Source organism: Cellulomonas sp. NPDC089187, assembly GCF_040685135.1.
Taxonomy (GTDB): Bacteria; Actinomycetota; Actinomycetes; order Actinomycetales; family Cellulomonadaceae; genus Cellulomonas.
The window spans coordinates 125460-147018 of record NZ_JBFBHI010000002.1 but is presented as its reverse complement, the minus strand read 5'-3'; the positions used below and the strand labels follow the sequence as shown (position 1 = coordinate 147018).

Annotated in this window: 18 protein-coding genes; 7 read left to right on the top strand and 11 right to left on the bottom strand. The window is 69.2% G+C overall.

What is annotated here, in order from left to right; genetic code table 11:
* Positions 1–101: 101 nt before the first annotated feature.
* Both AB0N78_RS04980 and AB0N78_RS04975 read right to left on the bottom strand, forming a co-directional pair.
* On the bottom strand, positions 102–2186 hold the full coding sequence (locus AB0N78_RS04980; protein ID WP_363386520.1) for an FAD-dependent oxidoreductase: 2085 nt from the start codon (positions 2184–2186) through the stop codon (positions 102–104).
* A 137-nt stretch (positions 2187–2323) separates the two neighbouring features.
* The gene (locus AB0N78_RS04975; protein WP_363386518.1) at positions 2324–2992 is read right to left on the bottom strand and encodes a TetR family transcriptional regulator; all 669 of its coding nucleotides are present in this window, start codon (positions 2990–2992) and stop codon (positions 2324–2326) included.
* Positions 2993–3117: 125 nt separating this feature from the next.
* On the opposite strand from AB0N78_RS04975, the gene AB0N78_RS04970 reads away from it, so the two are divergent.
* Both AB0N78_RS04970 and aroD read left to right on the top strand, forming a co-directional pair.
* Positions 3118–4011 carry a quinate/shikimate dehydrogenase gene (locus tag AB0N78_RS04970; protein ID WP_363386516.1) on the top strand — a complete coding sequence of 298 codons (894 nt, stop codon included), beginning with the start codon at positions 3118–3120 and terminating at the stop codon, positions 4009–4011.
* Between the two features lies 1 nt (position 4012).
* Entirely contained in the window at positions 4013–4780 is a 768-nt protein-coding gene (aroD, locus tag AB0N78_RS04965) for a type I 3-dehydroquinate dehydratase (RefSeq protein WP_363386514.1), read from the top strand.
* A gap of 55 nt (positions 4781–4835) precedes the next feature.
* Here aroD and guaA read toward each other — a convergent pair whose 3' ends face one another.
* The 4 genes from guaA to AB0N78_RS04945 all read right to left on the bottom strand — a co-directional run bounded on the left by guaA (position 4836) and on the right by AB0N78_RS04945 (position 7697).
* The gene (guaA, locus tag AB0N78_RS04960; protein ID WP_363386512.1) at positions 4836–6428 is read right to left on the bottom strand and encodes a glutamine-hydrolyzing GMP synthase; all 1593 of its coding nucleotides are present in this window, start codon (positions 6426–6428) and stop codon (positions 4836–4838) included.
* On the bottom strand, positions 6425–6763 hold the full coding sequence (locus AB0N78_RS04955) for a transcriptional regulator (RefSeq protein WP_363386510.1): 339 nt from the start codon (positions 6761–6763) through the stop codon (positions 6425–6427). Before AB0N78_RS04955 ends, guaA begins: the two co-directional genes overlap by 4 nt.
* A complete protein-coding gene (locus AB0N78_RS04950) occupies positions 6760–7224 on the bottom strand; it encodes a hypothetical protein (protein ID WP_363386508.1) in 465 nt (154 codons plus the stop codon). Before AB0N78_RS04950 ends, AB0N78_RS04955 begins: the two co-directional genes overlap by 4 nt.
* Before the next feature lie 65 nt (positions 7225–7289).
* Positions 7290–7697 carry a DUF3817 domain-containing protein gene (locus AB0N78_RS04945; RefSeq protein WP_363386506.1) on the bottom strand — a complete coding sequence of 136 codons (408 nt, stop codon included), beginning with the start codon at positions 7695–7697 and terminating at the stop codon, positions 7290–7292.
* A gap of 101 nt (positions 7698–7798) precedes the next feature.
* Between AB0N78_RS04945 and AB0N78_RS04940 the strand changes: the two genes are divergently transcribed.
* Together AB0N78_RS04940 and AB0N78_RS04935 are read left to right on the top strand one after the other, a co-directional pair.
* A complete protein-coding gene (locus tag AB0N78_RS04940; protein ID WP_363386504.1) occupies positions 7799–9568 on the top strand; it encodes an ABC transporter ATP-binding protein in 1770 nt (589 codons plus the stop codon).
* The gene (locus AB0N78_RS04935) at positions 9549–11282 is read left to right on the top strand and encodes an ABC transporter ATP-binding protein (RefSeq protein ID WP_363386503.1); all 1734 of its coding nucleotides are present in this window, start codon (positions 9549–9551) and stop codon (positions 11280–11282) included. The genes AB0N78_RS04940 and AB0N78_RS04935 overlap by 20 nt, the downstream gene beginning before the upstream one ends.
* Positions 11283–11292: 10 nt before the next feature.
* On the opposite strand, the gene AB0N78_RS04930 is transcribed toward AB0N78_RS04935, so the two are convergent.
* The 5 genes from AB0N78_RS04930 to AB0N78_RS04910 all read right to left on the bottom strand — a co-directional run bounded on the left by AB0N78_RS04930 (position 11293) and on the right by AB0N78_RS04910 (position 15293).
* On the bottom strand, positions 11293–11721 hold the full coding sequence (locus tag AB0N78_RS04930) for a hypothetical protein (protein WP_363386501.1): 429 nt from the start codon (positions 11719–11721) through the stop codon (positions 11293–11295).
* A gap of 38 nt (positions 11722–11759) precedes the next feature.
* A complete protein-coding gene (locus AB0N78_RS04925; protein ID WP_363386499.1) occupies positions 11760–13502 on the bottom strand; it encodes an alpha/beta hydrolase in 1743 nt (580 codons plus the stop codon).
* Positions 13499–13792, bottom strand: a complete 294-nt coding sequence (locus tag AB0N78_RS04920) for a hypothetical protein (protein ID WP_363386497.1) — start codon at positions 13790–13792, stop codon at positions 13499–13501. Before AB0N78_RS04920 ends, AB0N78_RS04925 begins: the two co-directional genes overlap by 4 nt.
* A 1-nt stretch (position 13793) precedes the next feature.
* Positions 13794–14273: a hypothetical protein gene (locus tag AB0N78_RS04915; protein ID WP_363386495.1), complete on the bottom strand. Its 480-nt coding sequence runs from the start codon at positions 14271–14273 to the stop codon at positions 13794–13796.
* Positions 14274–14441: 168 nt separating this feature from the next.
* Positions 14442–15293, bottom strand: coding sequence for an SURF1 family protein (locus tag AB0N78_RS04910; protein ID WP_363386493.1), 852 nt, complete (start codon positions 15291–15293; stop codon positions 14442–14444).
* Positions 15294–15566: 273 nt separating this feature from the next.
* On the opposite strand from AB0N78_RS04910, the gene AB0N78_RS04905 reads away from it, so the two are divergent.
* The 3 genes from AB0N78_RS04905 to AB0N78_RS04895 all read left to right on the top strand — a co-directional run bounded on the left by AB0N78_RS04905 (position 15567) and on the right by AB0N78_RS04895 (position 21516).
* Entirely contained in the window at positions 15567–18050 is a 2484-nt protein-coding gene (locus tag AB0N78_RS04905; RefSeq protein WP_363386491.1) for a phosphoketolase family protein, read from the top strand.
* 197 nt (positions 18051–18247) lie between these two features.
* Positions 18248–20335, top strand: coding sequence for a phosphate acetyltransferase (gene pta, locus AB0N78_RS04900; RefSeq protein WP_363386489.1), 2088 nt, complete (start codon positions 18248–18250; stop codon positions 20333–20335).
* Positions 20332–21516, top strand: a complete 1185-nt coding sequence (locus AB0N78_RS04895) for an acetate kinase (protein WP_363386487.1) — start codon at positions 20332–20334, stop codon at positions 21514–21516. Before pta ends, AB0N78_RS04895 begins: the two co-directional genes overlap by 4 nt.
* The last annotated feature ends 43 nt before the right edge of the window (positions 21517–21559 follow it).

Below are 21559 nucleotides of genomic sequence, written 5' to 3'. Positions count from 1 at the left end.
ATAGTTACATCGTTCAGCCTTGTGACTGCGTTCACGAAGGACCTCGGTCCCGGACCACTGTGCGGTCGACGGAATCGAGCGAGTCGAGCGGCCTGCCGGCTTCAGCGCGGCAGGACGCCCCGCTCCGTCAGGGTGATCAGGATGTCGCGACCACCACGGGTGGCGTCGATGATCTTGCCGCCACCGGCCGAGTCGCCCACATCGAGGACGTCCACGTCGGTCCCGGCGAACGCCTCTGCCAGCGCCGAGTAGCTCCTCGTGTCCCCGCGCATGCCCAGGCAGACATAGGTCGCATCGCCGGTCAATCTGCGGACCTCACCGGCGGCGTCCTGCACCTCCACCCACCCGTCGCCGACCTCGGTCAGCGTCGTGCTAGTGAGCACCTGGACGTGGTGCTGCTCGATGAGCTCGTGCATCTGCATCGCCGTGATCACATCCAGATCAGCCGCGACCCGGTCCATCCGCTCGATCAGGGTCACCTCAGCACCGACCGCGACGCAGGTCTCCACCACGTCCAGACCCACAGCACCGCCGCCGACCACGATCACCGGACGCCCGGCCAGCCGATCGACCTCGTCGACGGTGGCGGTGGCACCCAGGATCGAGAACACCTGGGTGCCCTCGACATCCACCCGCTCGCGCAGCCCTGGCACCGGCGGCAGCACTGGCTGCGACCCGGTGGCATTGACCACCACATCCGGCTGCAGCGACCGGACGAGGTCCACCGTGGCCGGCGTCGCAGTCCGGATCTCCACGCCGGCACGAGCCGCACGGTCGACCAGGTGGTTGAGGAATCCAGCAATCCGGCGCTTGGCGGGCAGGCGCACGGCCTCCCCCACCACGCCGCCGACAACGTCCTTGGCCTCCAACAGCACCACATCGCAGCCGACTTCTGCCGCGGTGCACGCAGCTTCCAGGCCGCCGACCCCTCCGCCGACCACCACCACCCGGGTCGTCCGGTCCACCCGACGCCGCAGGTAGTCCTCGTGACCGATGATGTCCGGATTGACCGTGCACCGGATCGGACGGTCCAGCCGGATTCGGTGGTCCGCGCAGCCGATGTTGCAGGAGATGCAGTCCAGGATGCGATCCGCGCAGCCGGTCGCGACCTTGCGCACCCACCACGGGTCGGCGATCAGGCCGCGCCCCATCGCCACCAGATCGCTGTCCCCCTCGGCGACGATCCGCTCGGCCACCTGCGGGTCGCGCACATTGCCGGAGACGATGGTGGGCTTGCCGAACTCCTCACGGAACCGCCGCGCCATGCCGGAGCGCCAGCCGTCCGGCAGGTCCATCCGATCGATCTGGTACTGCAGGTTGCCGGCGAGCGCAGCCGACACGTCGATCAGGTCGACGTGGTCCACCAGGTGCCGCATCAGCTCCACCGAGTCGTCCAGGGTGTTGCCGCCGGCGACCAGCTCGTCCGCGCTGATCCGCAGCGCCACCGGGAAGCGCGGCCCCACGGCGGCACGGACCGCCTCGAGCACCTCGCGCACCAGCCGCGCGCGGTTCTCCACGCTGCCGCCGTACTCATCCGTGCGGTGGTTGTACAGCGGGGACAGGAACTGGCAGAGCAGATAGGAGTGCCCGCCGTGGAGCTCCACCGCGTCAAACCCGGCCCGCTTGGCGCGCAGGGCGGCGGCAGCGTACTGCGCCGGGACCTCGGCGATCTGCTCGCGGGTCATCGGCACCGGCACCACTCCACCCGGCTTGGAGGGGACGTCCGAAGCGGACAGCGCGGGGGTACCGGTGCGTGCCGGGTTGGCGGAGGCTCCGGCGTGATTGAGCTGGATCGCCGCCTTCGCACCGTGGCGGTGCAGCCGCTCGGTCAGCTCGTACAGACGCGGGACATAGCGGTCGTGGTCGATGCGCAGCTGGGTGGTGCCGTTGGAGGCGACCGGGAACGCCACGCAGATGTTCTCCACAATGATCAGGCCGGTACCGCCGCGGGCACGCTGCTCGTAGTAGTCGAGCTGGGCATCCGAGACGGTGCCGTCCGGGAGCGCGAGGTTCGATCCCATCGGGGGCATGACCACGCGGTTGCGCAGGGTCATCGTCCCCACGGTGAACGGCGACAACAGGTGGGGCACCTGGGGAGCCGGGGCACGGTCGGGCACGACGACGGTCAGCGGCGCGCGACCGGCGGGGTCGACAGCCTGGGGGCGAGCGGGGGGTGCGACGGTCACGGGGGTTCCTCCCGGGCGAGCTAAGTACCGATCTGGTTAGTTAGTAACTTCGCTCGCAAGAAAGCCTCCGGGGTGGGCCCGAAGTCCTGCGATGACGTAAAACCGCCGGTCAGCGGCTTGTGAGGACAGTCACAAAGTCAGATCCGCACCAGGCGGACCACGGTGTCCTCGATCAGATCGCGCACGTGATCGGCAGATTCGTCGCCGAGGAGGTCACGACCGAACAGCTCACGGAAGGTGGCGCGATTCGCCGTCCGGAAGAACGCCAACGAGCTGATCACCTGGTGGACGTCCAGGGCGGTCGGCGCCGATACGTCATCCCGGAACACCCCCTCGGCGCGCCCCCGGGCCAGCACGTCGTCCAGCAGGTCCAACGCGCCGCGGTTCAGCGCCCGGTCCTCCTCATCCAACTGCGTGATCGCCTCGCCACCCAGCAGGTTCTCGAACAGCACCAAGCGGACGAAGGGCTCGTGGGTGGCGTCGTAGTGCAACGTCGAACGCACCAGCTCACGCAACGCCTGCTCCGGGGGCATGTCTGCCAGCCCCAGATCCTGCTCCCGCGCACGAGTGCGGCGGTACGACTCGGCCAGGGCGGCCCGGTACAGCCCCTCTTTGGAGCCGAAGTAGTAATAGATCATCCGCTTGGTGGTCTGGATGCGCTCGGCGATTGCATCGACGCGAGCTCCGAGCAGTCCCTTGTCCGAGAACTCCTCGATCGCCGCGGACAGGATCTCGTGGCGGGTCCGGTCGGGGTCGCGCGTGCGCGCGGTGCTGTCCTGGCTGCCCCGCCCCTGGTGTGCCGCCATCATCCCTCCTCCGGGCCGACCATCGACCCCCGAGCATCATGACAGGACCATCGACCCTGATCCGGGACTCTTGGCTGACCACAATGAACTATCGAGTACGTCCATACCAATGAGGGAGCCTCCCGATGCCCGACGGAACGGTCCGCGCCATCACCGGCCACACCGAGTTGCTCGGCCTGATCGCTTATCCGATCCGGCACAGCATGTCCCCCCGGATGCACAACCTGGCCCTCGCCGAGCTGGACCTCGACTACGCCTACCTCGCGTTCGAGGTGGATGCCGACCAGCTCGCCGACGCTGTCACCGGGCTGCGTGCCATGCGGGTGCGGGGCTGGAATGTCTCGATGCCCAACAAGATGGCCATCCTGCCGCTGCTCGACGACCTGTCCCCCGCGGCCAGAATGGTCGGGGCCGTGAACACGGTCGTCAACGACGGCGGCCACCTGACCGGCCACGTCACGGACGGCATCGGCTACATGACCGCCCTGCGCGAGGCGGGCATCGACCCCGTCGGTCGCCGCATCACCATGATCGGTGCGGGCGGTGCGGGCACGGCCATCGCCATCCAGGCCGCCCTAGACGGGGTGGAGCGGATCGACATCTTCAACCGTCGGGACGCGGTGTGGCCGATCGCGGAGCACACCGTGGCCACCATCGCCGAACACACCTCGGCCACCGCGGTGCTGCACGACCTGGACGACGTGGACACCTTCCGCGAGTGCGTCGCGGCGTCCAGCGTGCTGGCCAACACCACCAACGTGGGTATGGGTGCGCTCAAGGAGCTGTCGCCGCTGCCGACCACCGACGTGCTGCGCCCGGACCTGTTCGTCTCCGATGTGGTCTACGCCCCACCCCGTACCGTGTTCCTCGCGCAGGCCGAGGCTGCTGGCTGCCGCACGATGAACGGCCTGGGCATGATGCTGCACCAGGGTGCCGCCGCCTTCGAGCTGTGGACCGGCAGGCCGATGCCGGTCGACGTGATCCGCGCCGAACTCTTCGGCAACACACAGGAGGACTGACGTGACCGACCTCGATGCTTCCCGCCCGGTCACCGTGCGCGGGGTGACACTGGGCACCGGTTCCCCCGCTGTGATCGTCCCGCTGACCGCGCGCAGCCACGACGAGCTGCTGCACCAGGCAGCTCCGGTGGTCGCCGCCCGCCCCGATCTGATCGAGTGGCGGGTGGACCACCTGATGGCCGGCGGCGCTGATGTCACCGCCGTGGTCGAAGCCGGACGCGCCCTGGTCGAGGCGCTGGGCGGACTGCCGCTGCTGGCCACCATCCGAACCGGCGCGGAGGGGGGCGAGCTGCCGATGCCCGGGGAGGAGTACCTCGCCATCTACCGCGCACTGCTCGACGCGCGAGTGCCCGACCTGCTGGATGTCGAGCTGATGCACGCCACCGCCGACCAGACCATCGCATTGGCCCACGCGGCCGGTGTTCCTGTCATCGCGTCCAACCACGACTTCGACGGGACCCCGGAGCAGGCCGAGATCGAGCGACGGCTGATGGCGATGGCCGACCGCGGGGCAGATGTGCTCAAGATCGCGGTGATGCCGCGCGCACCGGAGGACGTGCTGACGCTGCTCGCCGCTACCGTCGCGGCCCGGCGGCGGGTCGCGCAACCGCTGATCACCATGTCGATGGCCGGGACCGGCGTGGTCTCGCGGCTCGCCGGTGGGGTGTTCGGCTCCGCCGCGACCTTCGGCACCGTGGGGGCGGCGTCCGCGCCGGGCCAGGTGGAGATCGGAGCGCTGCGCACCGCGCTCGATCTGATTCACGGCTGACACATACGCGATGGCCCGGCATCCCCTCGGGGATGCCGGGCCATCGCGTATGCGCTCACTCCCACTCGATGGTGCCCGGCGGCTTGCTGGTCACGTCCAGCACCACGCGGTTCACCTCGGGCACCTCGTTGGTGATCCGGGTGGAGATGACCGACAGCACGTCATAGGGCAGCCGGGTCCAGTCCGCGGTCATCGCGTCCTCACTGGACACGGGGCGCAGCACGATCGGGTGGCCGTAGGTGCGGCCATCGCCCTGGACACCCACCGAGCGGACGTCGGCGAGCAGCACCACCGGGCACTGCCAGATCTCGCGGTCCAGTCCGGCCTTGGTCAGCTCCTCACGGGCGATCAGGTCAGCGGCACGCAGCACGTCCAGACGCTCCTGGGTGACCTCGCCGATGATCCGGATGCCCAGACCCGGGCCCGGGAACGGCTGACGCCAGACGATAGTCTCCGGGACACCGAGCTCCAGGCCGACCGCCCGGACCTCGTCCTTGAACAGCGCACGCAGCGGCTCGACCAGCTCGAACTGCAGGTCGTCCGGCAGACCGCCGACGTTGTGGTGACTCTTGATGTTGGCCGCGCCCTCGCCGCCACCGGACTCGACCACATCCGGGTAGAGGGTGCCCTGCACCAGGAACTTGACCTCCTCGCCGGTGGCACCCGCCTCGGCGACGATCTCCCGGGCGGCGTCCTCGAATACCCGGATGAACTCGCGGCCGATGATCTTGCGCTTGGTCTCCGGGTCGGTGTGCCCGGCCAGCGCGGTGAGGAACCGCTCACGGGCGTCGACGACCTTGAGGTTGACCCCGGTGGACGCCACGAAGTCGGTCTCGACCTGCTCGGCCTCGCCGGAGCGCAGCAGACCGTGGTCCACGAACACGCAGGTCAGCTGGTCACCGACCGCCTTCTGCACCAGCGCCGCCGCCACCGAGGAGTCGACCCCGCCGGACAGACCGCAGATGACCCGGGCGTCACCGACCTGCTCGCGGATCCGCGCCACCTGGTCGGCGATCACATTGCCCGGGTTCCACTCCGGCTTGAGCCCGGCACCCTCGTACAGGAAGTGCTCCAGCGTGCGCTGGCCCAGCGGGGAGTGCTTGACCTCCGGGTGCCACTGCACACCGAAGAGTCGACGCTCGCGGTTCTCGAACGCCGCCACCGGGGAGCCAGCGGAGGTGGCCAGCACCTCGAAGCCCTCGGGCGCGGCGTGCACCGCATCGCCGTGGCTCATCCACACGGTCTGCTCGGCCGGGCTCTGCGCCAGGACGGTGCCTTCGGAGACGACCTCGACCGCGGTGCCGCCGTACTCGCGCTGACCGGTCTGGGCGACCTCGCCGCCGAGAGCCTTGGCCATCGCCTGGAAGCCGTAGCAGATGCCGAGCACTGGGACACCGGCCTCGAACAGCGCCGGGTCCACGAAGGGCGCGCCGTCGGCGTACACCGAGGACGGACCGCCGGACAGGATGATCGCCGCCGGCTCCTTGGCCAGCATCTGCTCCACCGTGGCGGTGTGCGGGACGATCTCGGAGTACACGCTCGCCTCGCGGACGCGGCGGGCGATCAACTGGGCGTACTGGGCGCCGAAGTCGACAACCAGGACGGGACGTTCGGAGGCGGTGGCCTGAGCGGGGGTGGAGTCGGTCACCGGTCCAGGATAGTGGCCTGCGCCGGCTCCTCGACCGCCTCCGCGGCGGCGGCGATCTCCCGCAGCGCTGTCAGGTGTCCACGCACCGCCACCCGACCCGCCTCGGTCAACGCCGCGGAGGTGCGGCTGCGGCCGCCAACGGCCCGCTTGTCGATGGCGACATAGCCGACCGCCTGCAGGCGGGACAGGTGTTTGGAGAGCACGGAGTCGGACACCCCCAGCGCCTCGCGCAGCGCCGGGAAGGTCGCCGACCGCACCGGGAGCAGCGCCGAGCAGAGCTGCAACCGCAGGGGGGCGTGCACTTCCTCGTCGAAGCGTGCGGGGACGGCGCTCACCGCTGCTCCGTCGCGTAACGGCGGTAGGCGCGCTGGCCCGCGAGTCCGGCGGCGGTGTAGATCAGCGCCACAGCGACGGCCCAGCCGATCACCAGCGGAGTGGCGAGGGTGTCGACGAATCCGACCGCCGCCACGCTCAACGCCGCCAGCACCGCCAGCAAGGTCGGGACCGACCAGCGCGGGCCAGCCCAGAGCCGAGTCGCCACGCCGCGGGAAGCAAACCGTCGGGCGACCAGCACGCACATCCCGCTGACCAGCGCCACCAAGGCCACGGCACGCAGCCAGTACAGATCCGACGGGATCAACCGGGTGAGCACCAGGCAGCCGAGCAGCCCGCCCACCAGCGCCCAGAACCACCAGGGCTGACTGGCACGGTCGGACAGTGTCGTGCGGGCGTCCTGAGCAGCGTCCAGCAACTCGGCTGCGCGGGAGGGGGTCAGGTCATCAGGTCGAGTTTCCATACCGGAAAGCTAGGCCCCGACTTTCCACTGTGTCAAGTCGTGATTTTCCGAACTGGAAAGTTCGCTCAGGCCGCGGTCTGAGGGGCCACCCGAGCGATCCGCGCCTCGGCATCCGCGTGCACCCGACGCTCCAACACGAAGGACATCACCGGCACCACACCCGCGAGCGCCATCGTGACCAGACGACCGCCAGTCCAGCGCATCGCCGACCACAGCTGCGCCACGGTGATCAGGTAGAGCACGTAGATCCAGCCGTGCACGATCGCCACCCAGGTGCCCAACACCGGCTCCGCGTGCCCGGCAGCGTCGACCCCACCGGCCTGGAACACGTACTTGAGCACCATCTCCAGACAGAGCACCAGCAGCATGGTCCCGGTGATCCAGGCCATCACGCGGTAACGCTTGAGCCGTCCACGGGCGACGGCGACGGCTCGGGCGGCGGTGTCCTGCGGGGTCACCGGGCTCTGCGACATGGTGGTCCTCTCGGGGTGGATCGTGACTCGGGACGATTCTCCCCTACACCGCCCGAAAAGCCCTCGGCGTGTGTCGGTGATCACCCGTAGCGTGGCCGACCGTGCGACCACTTCCGCTGCCCGACCCCGGGCGTCCCCCGCTCACCGGAGCGTGGGCCTACCTGCGCTGGCTCGGCCGACGCCAGTTCGGCGTGTTGGCCGGGGCCACCGCCGTGTCCATTGTCGGCAACGTGGCCGGTGCGATGCAGCCGCTGGCGCTCGGCATGGTCGTCGACGATGGACTCGACCACGGCCTGAGCAGCGGACTGTGGACGGGCTGCCTGCTGCTGTTCGCACTCGGGATGATCAACGTCGGTGCGAACGTCTGGGGCCACCGACTGGAGGTGGAGAACTGGCTGCGCGCGGCCTTCGCCTCCTCCCAGCAGATCGGTCACCACGTCACCCGCACCGGCGACGCCGTGACCGACACCCTGCCCACCGGTGAGGTGGTGGCCACCGTGGCCTCCGATGCGCTGCGGATGGGCGAGGTCTTCCACATCTTGCCGCGGCTGATCGGCGGGATCGTCGCCTACCTGACCCTGGGCGTCGTGCTGCTGACCATCTCCACCCCGCTCGGGTTGCTGGTGCTGCTCGGCCTGCCCGTGGTGGTGGCAGTACTGTCCCTGCTGGTGCCGCCGCTGCAACGCCGTCAGGCCGCCCAGCGCGAGGCCACCGGCCGGTTGACCACCCTCGGGGCGGACACCGTCTCCGGTCTGCGCATCCTGCGCGGCATCGGTGGCGAGGAGATGTTCAGCGGTCGCTACCGGGAGCAGTCCCAGAAGGTCCGCCGCAGCGGGGTCGCCGTCGCGCAGACCCAGTCCTACCTGGACGCGTTGCAGACGCTGCTGCCCGGACTGTTCCTCGCCGTGGTGGTGTGGGCCGGCGCGCGACTGGCGATCTCCGGGGACATCACCGCCGGACAGCTGGTGTCTTTCTACGGCTTCGCCGCGTTCCTGACCCAGCCGCTGTGGACCGCCAGCGAGGCGATCCGGGTGATCACCCGTGCCGTGGTGGGAGCGCGCAAGATCCTCGGCGTACTGCGAGTGCCGGTGGCCGGACACGACGATCCGACCGCCCCCGCCCCCTCTCCCACTGCCGACGCCGATCTGGTGGACGGGCGGTCCGGGCTGGTAGTCCGACCGGGTCGGTTGCTCGCCGTGGTGGGCGACGACCCGGACCAGACCGCGCGGATCGCGCTGCGGCTGGGCCGACACGGTGGCGACGAGGACGACTCCCCGCTCTCCGACGTCCGCTGGGGTCGCACCGTGCTGCGCCAGCTCGGGTTGACCGAGGTCCGCGGGCGCATTGTGGTGGCCGAGTCCACCCCGCACCTGTTCACCGGCACGTTGGTGGACGAGCTGGACGTGCGGGGCGGTGCCGACCGGGACGAGCTGCTGACCGCGCTGCGGGTGGCCGACGCCGGCGATGTGCTCGACTCGGTGCCGGACGGCCTGGACGGCCAGGTGGAGGAGAAGGGCCGCTCCCTGTCGGGAGGTCAGCGCCAGCGGGTGGCACTGGCCCGCGCCCTGCTCACCGACGCCGAGGTGCTGATCCTGATCGAGCCGACCAGCGCCGTCGACGCCCACACCGAGGCCCGGATCGCGCAGCGGCTGGCCGAGCACCGTCAGGGCCGGACCACCGTGATCGTCTCCGCCAGCCCCCTGGTGCTCGACCGGGTGGATGAGGTGGCCCTGGTGCAGGACGGTCGGGTCGTCGCCACCGGCAGCCACCGCCAGCTCATGACGGACCACCGCGCCTACCGCCGAGTGGTCTCCCGCTCCGACGACGACCAGAACGAGGAGGTGCACGACCATGCGACTGCCCGTCGCTGACTCGGCCACCCTGCGCCGGCACACCGCCGGCCTGCTGCGCCGCCACCGCGGATCGCTGACCGTCGTCGTTGTCCTGCACATTCTGGCCGCCACCGCCGGACTCGCCGGTCCGTGGCTGCTCGGCCGCCTGGTCGACGCGGTGGCTGCGGGGACCACCACGACCTACGCCGACCGCACCATCCTGGTGCTGGTCGTCGCCGTCCTGACCCAGACCGTGTTGATCCGCTACGCGCAGCGCGCCGCCATGGTGCTCGGCGAGACCGTGTTCGCCGACCTGCGCGAGGAGTTCATCGCCACGGTCACCCGGCTGCCGCTGTCCACCGTCGAGCGGGCGGGGACCGGCGACCTGGTTGCCCGCACCACCACCGACATCGACCGGGTGCAGTACACCGTGCGCTTCGGGGTGCCCCGGGTGCTGGTCACCACCGCCACCACCGTGCTGACCCTGATCGCCGCATTGGTGACCAACCCGCTGGTCGCACTCGGCATGTTCGCCGGGGCCCCGCTGCTGATCGGCGTGACCCGCTGGTACCTGCGCCGGGCCGCCAAGGCCTACCTGCGCGAATCCGCCGCCTACGCCACGATCAACGGCACCATCACCGAGTCGGTGGAGGGTGCCCGCACCGTAGACGCCCTCAGCCTGGGTGCCCGCCGACGTCGACGGCTGGACACGGACCTGCGCGAGGCCTTCGACGCCGAGCGCACCACCCTGAACCTGCGCTCGGTGCTGTTCCCGGGGGTGGACACGTCCTTCGTGCTGCCCACCGTGGCCGTGCTGATCTGGGGCGCGTTCCTGATCTCGACCGGCCACGCCACCATCGGCGCGGTCACCACCATCGCGCTGTACGCGATCCAGGTGATCAACCCGATCGGCGAGTTGATCTTCTGGCTGGACGAGATCCAGGTCGGTGCCACCTCACTGGCCCGGATCATCGGTGTCGCTGATGTCCGCCCCGACCGCACCGAGGGCACCGCCCGCCCGCAGGACGAGCACGTGCGCGCCGACCAGGTCCGCTACGCCTACCGCCCCGGCCACGACGTACTGCACGGCATCGACCTGGAACTGTCCGACGGCGAGCGCCTGGCCGTGGTCGGCCCCTCCGGCGCGGGCAAATCCACCCTCGGCCGGATGCTGGCCGGCATCCACCCACCCACCGGTGGCCGCGTCACCGTCGGCGATGTCCCCCTGGTCGACCTGCCCCTGGACGAGCTGCGCGGCCATGTCGCACTCGTCACCCAGGAGCACCACGTCTTTGTCGGGCCACTGTCGGACAACCTGCGCCTCGCTGACCCCAGCGCGGACGACCACGCGCTGGAGCGCGCACTGCGGGCGGTCGACGCCTGGGACTGGGTGGCCGCGCTGCCCGAGGGGCTGTCCACCGGCGTCGGCTCCGGCGGTGTGGTGCTGACCCCCGCGCAGGCGCAGCAGATCGCGCTTGCTCGGCTGGTGCTGCTCGACCCACACACCCTGGTGCTGGACGAGGCCACCTCACTGATCGACCCCCGCGCCGCCCGACGCCTGGAACGCTCGCTGTCCTCGGTGCTGGCCGGTCGCACCGTCGTCGCCATCGCCCACCGGCTGCACACCGCCCACGACGCGGACCGGGTGGCGGTGGTGGACGGCGGACGGATCACCGAGATCGGGTCACATGACGAGCTGGTCACGGCGGGCGGGGACTACGCACGGCTGTGGGAGTCCTGGCAGCGGGAGTGAGGGCCGGTGCTCAGCTGAGGTCCACAGTCTCTTGTTCGGTCAGCATCGGAACACCGTCCTTCATCCGCAGGTCCTCGCTGTACAGGCTCAACTCCACCCGGGCGGTCCACACCTGCACGGTGAGCCAGAGGCCGTCGCGCTCACCGGTGACGATCCGGCTAGAGGACTGCCGGATCTCATAGCCCAGTCCGGTCAGCGCCGCGACAGACGCATCTTCGGCAGGGACGGGCCCCATCACGGCCGCCTGGACCGCATAACGCCTGCGGTCGACCCCTTCTAGCCACTCAGTCTCGTACTGACCGATCGCCTCAGTGATGGTGAGGCCGAGTGACCCTGCCAAAGCCGGGAGCTGCTCAGGCGCTGCGGCCAGAACCGCATCGCGTCTGGCCTCGAGCTCGTTGACGTCGCCACCGCCCGCACACCCGCCCAGGAGAATCATCGTGATGGCACCTGCCAATAGCCGAAAGTGTGGATTCCTCACGGTGCGGGCTCCCGGTCCCATTCAGGATCCTGCACTGGCCCCCACCATGGGTCGTAGGTCGGGTCCGCCCGAGTAACAGCATCATAGTCGCCCACAACAATGCTCCCAATATTGGACAGCGACTCCGTTCTTTCACCAAAGTACTTCGTGTGATCGCTGAAGTTGCGCACATGCTCGTTCCGCGTCACGGACTCCGCCCGGAATCGTTGGGCACCGAAATCGTCTTCGCCGACGTCGTTGCCCAGGCCGGCTCCGCCCAGCGCGCCGCCGCCAACCCACCCATTGTCCGCGAGTGCGGCAACCAAGTCACGGCTGTTGTTCCCCGCCCAGACATGGTCTTCTCCGACGCCCAACTGGGAAGCGTGTCCCACGCCGCCGCCGGCTCTCGGACTTCCCACCAGGACGATGTCGTCGACCTCGAGCCCGCGGTCGCTCGCACCGTGTGCGGTGGTAGTGGACCCGTAACTGTGGCCGATGACGGTGATGTGCGCGTCCCCGGCTCGGCGTGATGCGTTGAGCCCGTCAACATAATCCGCGAGGTACGCGCCGCCCCGGGTCGCGTTGGTCTCACGAAGAGTCGATCCGCAGCCCCAGCCATCAGGGGAGTCATAACCTATCCAGATCACCGACGCCATCGACGCGTTGGGGTCTTGACTGCGCGCTTCACTGTAGATCGCGTAGGCCGATATCAGGTTCGACCCAATGGTTGCACCGCTATTCCCGATCCCCGGGACCAGGATCGAGACGTTGTCCGCGGTCTCAGCATCACCCAACGTGATCGCAACCTTGCCGTCCCCGCCGAAGGCATGCGGGTCGTACAAGTGGAGAAAGGCGACGAGCTCATCGCCGGTGACTGGATCGCGGTACCCGGTTGCCGATGCGAGAGCCAGGTAAGCAGCCTCCATGTTGGCTAGCACATCAGCATCACCCGGTCGCAGATCTCCCGATTCCGCTCGGAGACGGAACGCCTCCAAGTCCATCTCGAGCAGCATGCGATTCGCGCGATCCCGCATTGCCACCGGAAGTCCGTCGGTGTTGCCGATCAGCTCCGGATGAGCGGACATGACTGCGAACTGCTCTTCTTCACTGAGCGCCGCCCACCATGCGGCCACCTCCGCCGGACTGGCACCGGACGTCGGAGATCCGGGACGGTCGAGCACCACGTCGCCGAGGTCCGGGCCGGTGCCCATATTCGATATCGCCTCGGCCACGGAGCCCCAACGAGCAAAGGCCGAGTTGATCTCCTCCTCCGCCTTGGCCAAGTCAGCGTTCAGCGCCTCGACGCCGCTGACAATGCCGGAGCGATCAGCCCGTGACGCCTTCGTCCTTGACTCCAGGTCCGTTGCGTCGACGTCGACAGCGCTCAATCGTCCGAGATCAGCAATCAGGACAAGTCGACGATCTTCAATGAGTTCTCGACTCGCGACGAGTTCTTCCCTGCGAGTGAGCAGCGATGCCAGCGCCTCCGCATGATCGTCGGCAGAGCGTGCGACCTGGCGGAAGGCTTCGGCGATGGCCTGCGAGTCCGCACCCACCACGCTGATGTGCTGCCGATACGCATCGCCGGCGTCACCCGCCCACTCGGTGCTGCTGGACTCAGCATGTGTGAACGTGTCGAGGTCATCGAGAGTGACCGCGGACGCGAGCAAGTCGCCCGCGAAGTCGAGGATCGCGGCCGGGTCCACGTCCAAGGCCGGGATCATGTCGAGCGCTGGCGGCACGTTGATCGTGTGGGTCATGGGGTCCCCCACAGCCACTGCTCGAATCTCTCCTCGGCTGCCGCATCGGCGGTGCCGTACTCATCAGCCGCGTCCTGTAGCTGCTGCTCGATCAGCTCCGCGGACGTGGCTAGTTTTTCCACGGTTTCGCTCCACGACGCCAACCACGCCGACGCGTTGACCCTCACCGCCGCACCGAAACCGTTGACGGGAGCCTCGGCGAGTCTGACGTTTGCGCTGCGCACACGCGCTCGTTGGTCGGACCAGTCCCACCCTGAATTGCGCAGCGCGGCGAATGAGACTTCGTACATGTCACCCATCGGCTGGCGCCGTCTCAGCGAGCAGCTTCCGTGCGTCCTCGACTGACATCGGGAGCGCCCGGCCATGAACCTCGATCAGCACCACCTGGTCAAGCCAAGCGACCGCGATCGTTCGATCGTCGCGACTGGCCTGGAGTTTGAGGGCGGGCAGCGGACGAACGATGCCTCCCGACCACCCATGAGCGGTGAGGTATCGCCCCACCGCCCGAGCGAAATCGACTCCCAAGCGGGCTTCGGTCAAAGGCACCCGCAGCTCTGTCACCGGGCGCATCTCTGCTGGCTCCGCGCCGGGTCGCCAACGGACGACGATCGGGCCCGTTGCGGCTCCCGTTTCCTCAGTCGCGAGCAGCGCAATCTCGCGCGCAACCGCGAGAACCTCGGCCCGTTCAGCGTCGATCATGTCCCCATCTGCCAGCACGACGCTCTGAGGAGAGGGTTCGACCGCTGAGTCCGGGAGGATCACCACGGTCACGTCGGCATGGCGCGCGCGAAACTCTCGTAGGAGTGGTTCCCCGGCTAGCGCATCGAACTGGCTACACATCACGCCAGGCTAGGGGGCAACCGTCTGCTGACTTCGGTGTTCAGGGCGACTTGAGCGCAGGACCGACTCCATTGAGTAGCGCTGACAGCAGCGGCGATGTCATGAAGCGGTGTGAGGGGGTTTCACCGGCTCGTCCAGCGCCGCGAACGGGTCCGTCCCCGAGGACCGCAGCATCTCGTCCCGCACCAGGCGCACCCACAGGAACACCGCGAACCCGCCGAACACCCACCACTGCGCCGCATAGCCCAGGTTCTGGATGTTCAGCCCGGTGCCTGCGCGGGTCGGCGGACCGAGCAGTTCCAGGTCGGCGGGCTGCGCCGGGTCGGATTCGGACAGCACCGAGTAGCCGGTCCAGATCGGGCCACCCCAGACCCCGAGCAACTCTGCGGAGGAGATCGAGTCCGTGGTGCCCGCGGGGAATGCCTCCGGTGCCTGGCCCGAGTCCTCGGAGGCCTGCAAGTAGCCGGTCACGGTGACCCGGCCTTCGGGCACGGTCAGCTCGGGGGCCTGCGGGTCGTCGGTCCAGCCGCGCACCACCGGTAGCACCGCACCGGAGTCGGTGCGCAGCGGGGTGAGCACCAGCCAGCCGGTCTGCTCGTGCAGCACGCGGTCGGCGACCAGTAGCTGCCCGTCCGGCTCATAGCTGCCGGTGGCGATCACCCGCCGTCCGACCAGTGCCCCGTCGAAGCTGCTCTGCGGTGCCAGCACGTCATCGATGGGCACCGGCGGCGCGGCCTCGGTCTCCTCCAGTGCGGCCTGGGCGGCGGCGGCTCCGCGGATCTCGGCACGGTCCAGCTGCCACATCCCCAGGCGCGCGCAGACGGCGGCGGCAGCCAGGAACAGCACCAGCAGACCGATCATCCGGGGGGTCCGAGCCACCTGCCAGAGTGTGCGCCGACCGCCCTCACGCACGGGGGCGTCGATGCGGTCGTCGGTCTGCGGCGCGGACACCACCTCACGGTACCTGCCGCACCCACCCGGCAGGCAGCAAGCAGCAGGCGATGGCGCCGTCGCGACCGTGCTGGTCACGACCGAAACCGGCCGGACGGGTGCAGCCCCAGGTCACATGCGCTTTGATGGCAATTGATCGCATACAGGCGGTCGGGGTCGGTCTGGGTCGGACGTCCTGACTGGTCGCGGATCACGCGACGAGGCTGGGGATCGCCCGCCGGGGGCCATGCCGGTCCCGTGGCGCACGCACCGCATCAACAACGGGGAGAGCACATGAGCACGACGACGCCGCAGCTCACCACCTGGCGGACCGGCTCCGGCCAGCCCGTCTCCGAGGAGACGCTTCAGCGCATCGACGCCTGGTGGCGGACGGCGAACTACCTGTCGGTGGGCCAGATCTACTTGCTGGACAACCCGCTGCTGCGGGAGCCGCTGACCAAGGACCACGTCAAGCCGCGTCTGCTGGGCCACTGGGGCACCACCCCGGGTCTGAACTTCCTCTACGCGCACCTGAACCGGGTGATCGCCGAGCGTGAGCAGTCCACGCTGTACCTGACCGGTCCAGGGCACGGCGGCCCGGGGCTGGTGGCGTCGGCCTACTTGGACGGCACCTACTCCGAGGTCTACTCGGACATCACCCACGACACCGAGGGCGTGCGCCGACTGTTCCGGCAGTTCTCCTTCCCGGGCGGTATTCCGAGCCACGTCGCGCCGGAGACCCCGGGGTCAATCCACGAGGGTGGCGAGCTGGGCTATGCGCTGTCGCACGCCTACGGTGCCGCGTTCGATAACCCGGACCTGCTGGTCGCGGCGGTGGTGGGCGACGGCGAGGCGGAGACCGGCCCGCTGGCCACCTCCTGGCACTCGAATAAGTTCATCGACCCGGCCAAGGACGGTGTGGTCCTACCGATCCTGCACCTGAACGGGTACAAGATCGCCAACCCGACGGTGCTGGCCCGCATCCCCGAGGACGAGCTGCTCGCCCTGATGCGCGGCTACGGCCACAACCCGCACCTGTTCGTCGGTGGCTTCGACGGCGAGGACCACATCGAGGTGCACACCCGGTTCGCCAAGCTCCTGGACGAGGTGCTGGACGAGATCGCGGAGATCAAGGCACGGGCGCTGGCGGGCGACGAGTCCCGTCCGGCCTGGCCGATGATCATCTTCAAGACCCCGAAGGGCTGGACCTGCCCGCCGGTGATCGACGGCAAGCAGGTCGAGGCGTCCTGGCGTTCGCACCAGGTGCCGCTGGCCAGCGCCCGGGACACCGACGAGCACCTGCACGTCCTGGAGGACTGGCTGAAGTCGTATCACCCGGAGGAGCTGTTCGAGGAGGACGGCTCGGTCAAGGCCGACATCACTGCCCTGGCACCCGGCGGCACGCTGCGGATGAGCGACAACCCGCATGCCAACGGCGGTCTGCTGCTCAAGGATCTGCGGCTGCCGGACTTCCGGGACTTCGCGGTGGAGGTGCCGGTGCCCGGTGGCTCGATCTCGGAGGCGACCCGGGTGCTGGGCCAGTACCTGACCGAGGTGATCCGGCGGAACCCGGACAACTTCCGGATCTTCGGGCCGGACGAGACCGCGTCCAACCGGTTGCAGGCCGTGTTCGATGTGACCGACAAGCAGTGGAACGCCGAGTACCTGCCCACCGACATCGACGATCACCTGGCGCGCTTCGGCCGCGTGGTGGAGATGCTGTCCGAGCACCAGTGCCAGGGCTGGCTGGAGGGGTACCTGCTCACCGGACGGCACGGGCTGATCACCTCCTACGAGGCGTTCATCCACATCGTCGACTCGATGTTCAACCAGCACGCCAAGTGGCTGAAGGTCACCAACCACATCCCGTGGCGCCGGCCGATCGCCAGCCTGAACTACCTGCTGTCCAGCCACGTCTGGCGTCAGGACCACAACGGGTTCAGTCACCAGGACCCGGGCTTCATCGACCACGTGGTGAATAAGAAGGCCGAGATCGTCCGGGTGTACCTGCCGCCGGACGCTAACACCCTGCTGTCCACCTACGACCACTGCCTGCGCAGCCGGCAGTACGTCAACGTGGTGGTCTCCGGCAAGCAGCCCGCGCCGAACTTCCTCACGATGGATGAGGCGGTGGCGCACTGCACCCGGGGTCTGGGCATCTGGGACTGGGCGGGCACCGAGGTCGAGGGCGAGGACCCGGATGTGGTGCTCGGTTGCGCCGGTGACGTGCCGACGCTGGAGGTGCTGGCCGCGGCCGACATCCTGCGCCGGGAGCTGCCCGACCTCAAGGTCCGGGTGGTCAACGTCGTGGACCTGATGCGGTTGCAGGACGAGCGGGAGCACCCGCACGGGCTGTCGGACCGGGAGTTCAACACCCTGTTCACCACCGACAAGCCGATCGTCTTCGCCTACCACGGCTACCCATGGCTGATCCACCGCCTGACCTACCGCCGCAAGGGCCACAAGAACCTGCACGTGCGCGGGTACAAGGAGGAGGGCACCACCACCACGCCCTTCGACATGGTGATGCTGAACGACCTGGACCGGTTCCACCTGGTGATCGACGTGATCGACCAGGTGCCCTCGCTCGGGTCGAAGTACGCGGGTCTGCGCCAGCGGATGCAGGACGCCCGACTCAAGGCGCGGGAGTACACCCGGGCGCACGGCGAGGACCTGCCCGAGGTGCGGGACTGGGTCTGGCCGGACGCCGGGGAGACCGGCACCGAGATCGGTGGCCCGCAGCAGAACACCGCGTCGACCGGTGGTGACAACGAATAGTCGATGAGCCGAATGGCCCGCACCACACCCGGTGCGGGCCATTCGCATCGAGGGACCTAGGTCCCCAGGACACGACTCGGAGCGCCGGTGAGACTCGGGGTGACGACCGCCACCGTCCCGGACGTCGCACTTGACACCGGAACTCCGGCAGAATTCATCCCACCACCTCGCACCCCCAAGAGGAAGAAGCCCCACCCGTGGCCCGCAGCATCTACGTGACGTCCCCGGAGGGTGACACCGGTAAGTCCACGGTCGCCCTCGGCCTGGTCGACCTGCTCACCCGCACCGTGCAGAGGGTCGGGGTCTTCCGCCCGATCGCCCGGTCCACCGAGGACACCGACTACGTCCTCGAGCTGCTGCTGGCGCACGACGGCGTCGACCTCAGCTACGACGACTGCATCGGCACCACCTACGAGCAGGTGCACGCCGACCCCGAGGCCGCGCTGTCCACCATCGTCGCCCGGTACCACGCGGTGGCCCGGCAGTGCGATGTGGTGGTGATCGTCGGCTCGGACTACACCGATGTCGCCGGTCCGGCCGAGCTGGGCTTCAACGCCCGGATCGCCGCGAACCTGGGCGCGCCGGTGCTGCTGTGCGTCAAGGGCCAGGGCCGCACCCCCGAGGAGGTCCGCCAGGTCGCCACCGTCGCGCTGACCGAGATGGAGGCCGGGCACGCCCAGGTCGTCGCCCTGGTCGCCAACCGCTGCGACCCGGAGTCGGTGGACGCGGTCCGCGCCGAGCTGTCCACCCTGACCCGCGCCTGGGCCCTGCCCGAGGACCCGTTCCTGGTCGCCCCCACGGTGCGCCAGCTGATGGACTCCGTCGACGGTGCCCTGATCGGCGGTGACCCGGAGCTGCTGTCCCGCGAGTCCACCGAGGTGCTGGTCGGCGCGATGTCGATGGAGCACCTGTTGGAGCGGATCTCCGACGGCAATGTGGTGATCACCCCCGGCGACCGCGCGGACATCCTGCTCGGCCTGCTGACGGCGCACTCCGCGGACGGCTTCCCCTCGCTGTCCGGCATCATCCTCAACGGTGGCTTCACCCCGGCACCGATCGTCGAGCGGTTGGTCGAAGGGCTGGGCTCCAAGCTGCCGATCATCCGCACCGAGCTCGGCACCTTCCGCTCCGCCAGCCTGGCCGCGAGCACCCGGGGCCGACTGTCCGCGGACTCCCAGCGCAAGGTCGACACCGCGCTGGCCCTGTTCGAGAAGCACACCGACGCCGAGGAGGCGCTGGCCGCGCTGGAGGTGCCCTCCCCGGAGGTGGTCACCCCGCTGATGTTCGAGTACGAGCTGCTCGACCGGGCCCGTTCCGACCGCAAGCACATCGTGCTGCCCGAGGGCAATGACGACCGGATCCTGCGCGCCGCGTCCACCCTGTTGCAGCGCGAGGTCGCCGACCTGACCATCCTCGGCGACGAGGCGTCGATCCGGGCCCGGGCCACCGAGCTGGGCTTGAACCTGGCCGACGCGAAGGTCCTGAACCCGAAGTCCGGCGAGCTGCTGGAGCGCTTCGCCACCGAGTACACCGAGATGCGCAAGCACAAGGGCATGACGGTGGAGCGGGCCCGGGAGATCGTCTCCTCGGTGTCCTACTTCGGCACGATGATGGTGCAGCTGGGTCTGGCCGACGGCATGGTCTCCGGTGCCGCGCACACCACTGCGCACACCATCAAGCCCTCCTTCGAGATCATCAAGACCGTGCCGGGCGTCTCCGTGGTGTCCAGCGTGTTCCTGATGTGCCTGGAGGACCGGGTGCTGGTCTACGGCGACTGCGCGGTCAACCCCGACCCGACCGCCGAGCAGCTGGCCGACATCGCGATCAGCTCCGCGCAGACCGCCGCACAGTTCGGCATCGAGCCGCGGATCGCGATGCTGTCCTACTCCACCGGTGAGTCGGGCTCCGGTGCCGATGTGGACAAGGTCCGCGCCGCCACCGAGCTGGTCCGCGAGCGCCGCCCTGACCTGTCCGTCGAGGGTCCGATCCAGTACGACGCCGCGGTGGACGCCTCGGTGGCCCAGACCAAGCTGCCGGATTCCGCGGTGGCCGGTCGGGCAACCGTCTTTGTGTTCCCCGACCTGAACACTGGCAACAACACCTACAAGGCCGTGCAGCGTTCGGCCGGAGCCGTGGCCGTCGGCCCGGTGCTCCAGGGCCTGCGCAAGCCGGTCAACGACCTGTCCCGGGGCGCCCTGGTGCAGGACATCGTCAACACCGTCGCCATCACGGCGATCCAGGCCCAGGCTCAGACCGCGGGCTCGACCTCGGAAGGCACGAAGTGAACAACGTCCTCGTCATCAACTCCGGCTCCTCGTCGATCAAGTACCAGTTGGTCGATGTCCAGTCGGGTGACGCCCTGGCCTCCGGCATCGTCGAGCGGATCGGCCTGGAGGTCGGCAAGCTCAAGCACGAGGGCCCGAACGGCAAGTCGGAGCTCGAGCAGCCGATCCCGGACCACGAGACCGGCATGCGCCTGGTGCTCGACACCTTCGCCCAGCAGGGTCCGCAGATCGACGAGTCCGAGCTGGCCGCGGTCGGTCACCGGATCGTCCAGGGCGGTGACGTCTTTGACGGTCCGGCGCTGATCACCGATGAGGTGCTGGCCCAGATCGAGGAGCTGTCCCCACTGGCCCCGCTGCACAACCCGGCCAACGCCGCCGGTGTCCGCGCCGCCCGCGCCGCCTTCCCGAACACCGCGCACGTCGCGGTCTTCGACACCGCCTTCCACCGGACCATGCCGCCGGCGGCGTACACCTACGCCATCGACCTGGACGTGGCGAAGCAGTACAAGATCCGCCGCTACGGCGCGCACGGCACCTCGCACCTGTTCGTCTCCCGCGAGGTCGCCGGGTGGCTGGGCAAGGACCTGGCGTCCACCAACACCATCGTGCTGCACCTGGGCAACGGGGCCTCGGCCTCGGCGGTCCGCGGCGGCGAGTGCATCGACACCTCGATGGGGCTCACCCCGCTCGAGGGTCTGGTGATGGGCACCCGCTCCGGTGACATCGACCCGGCGGTGCTCTTCCACCTGGCCCGTCAGGGCGGGTACACCATCGACCAGCTGGACGACCTGCTGAACCGCAAGTCCGGCATGCTCGGCCTGTCCGGCTACACCGACATGCGTGATGTGCACGACGCCGTGGCCGCCGGGGACGAGCGGGTCCGCACCGCCCTGGACGTGTACTACCACCGGATCAAGGGCTACGTCGGCAACTACTACGCCCAGCTCGGCCGGGTGGACGTGATCGCCTTCACCGCCGGCATCGGGGAGAACGACGACATCGTCCGCGCCGGTGCGCTCAAGGGCCTGGAGGGTCTGGGCATCAAGCTGGACCTGGCCCGCAACGAGGGTCGCAAGAAGGAGCCCACGATCATCTCCACCGACGATTCGCCGGTGACCGTCGTGGTGTACCCGACCAACGAGGAGTTGGAGATCGCCCGCCAGGCGGTCGCCACCATCTGAGATCACCGACTCGGAGCCCGTCGCATCCCACCGGATGCGACGG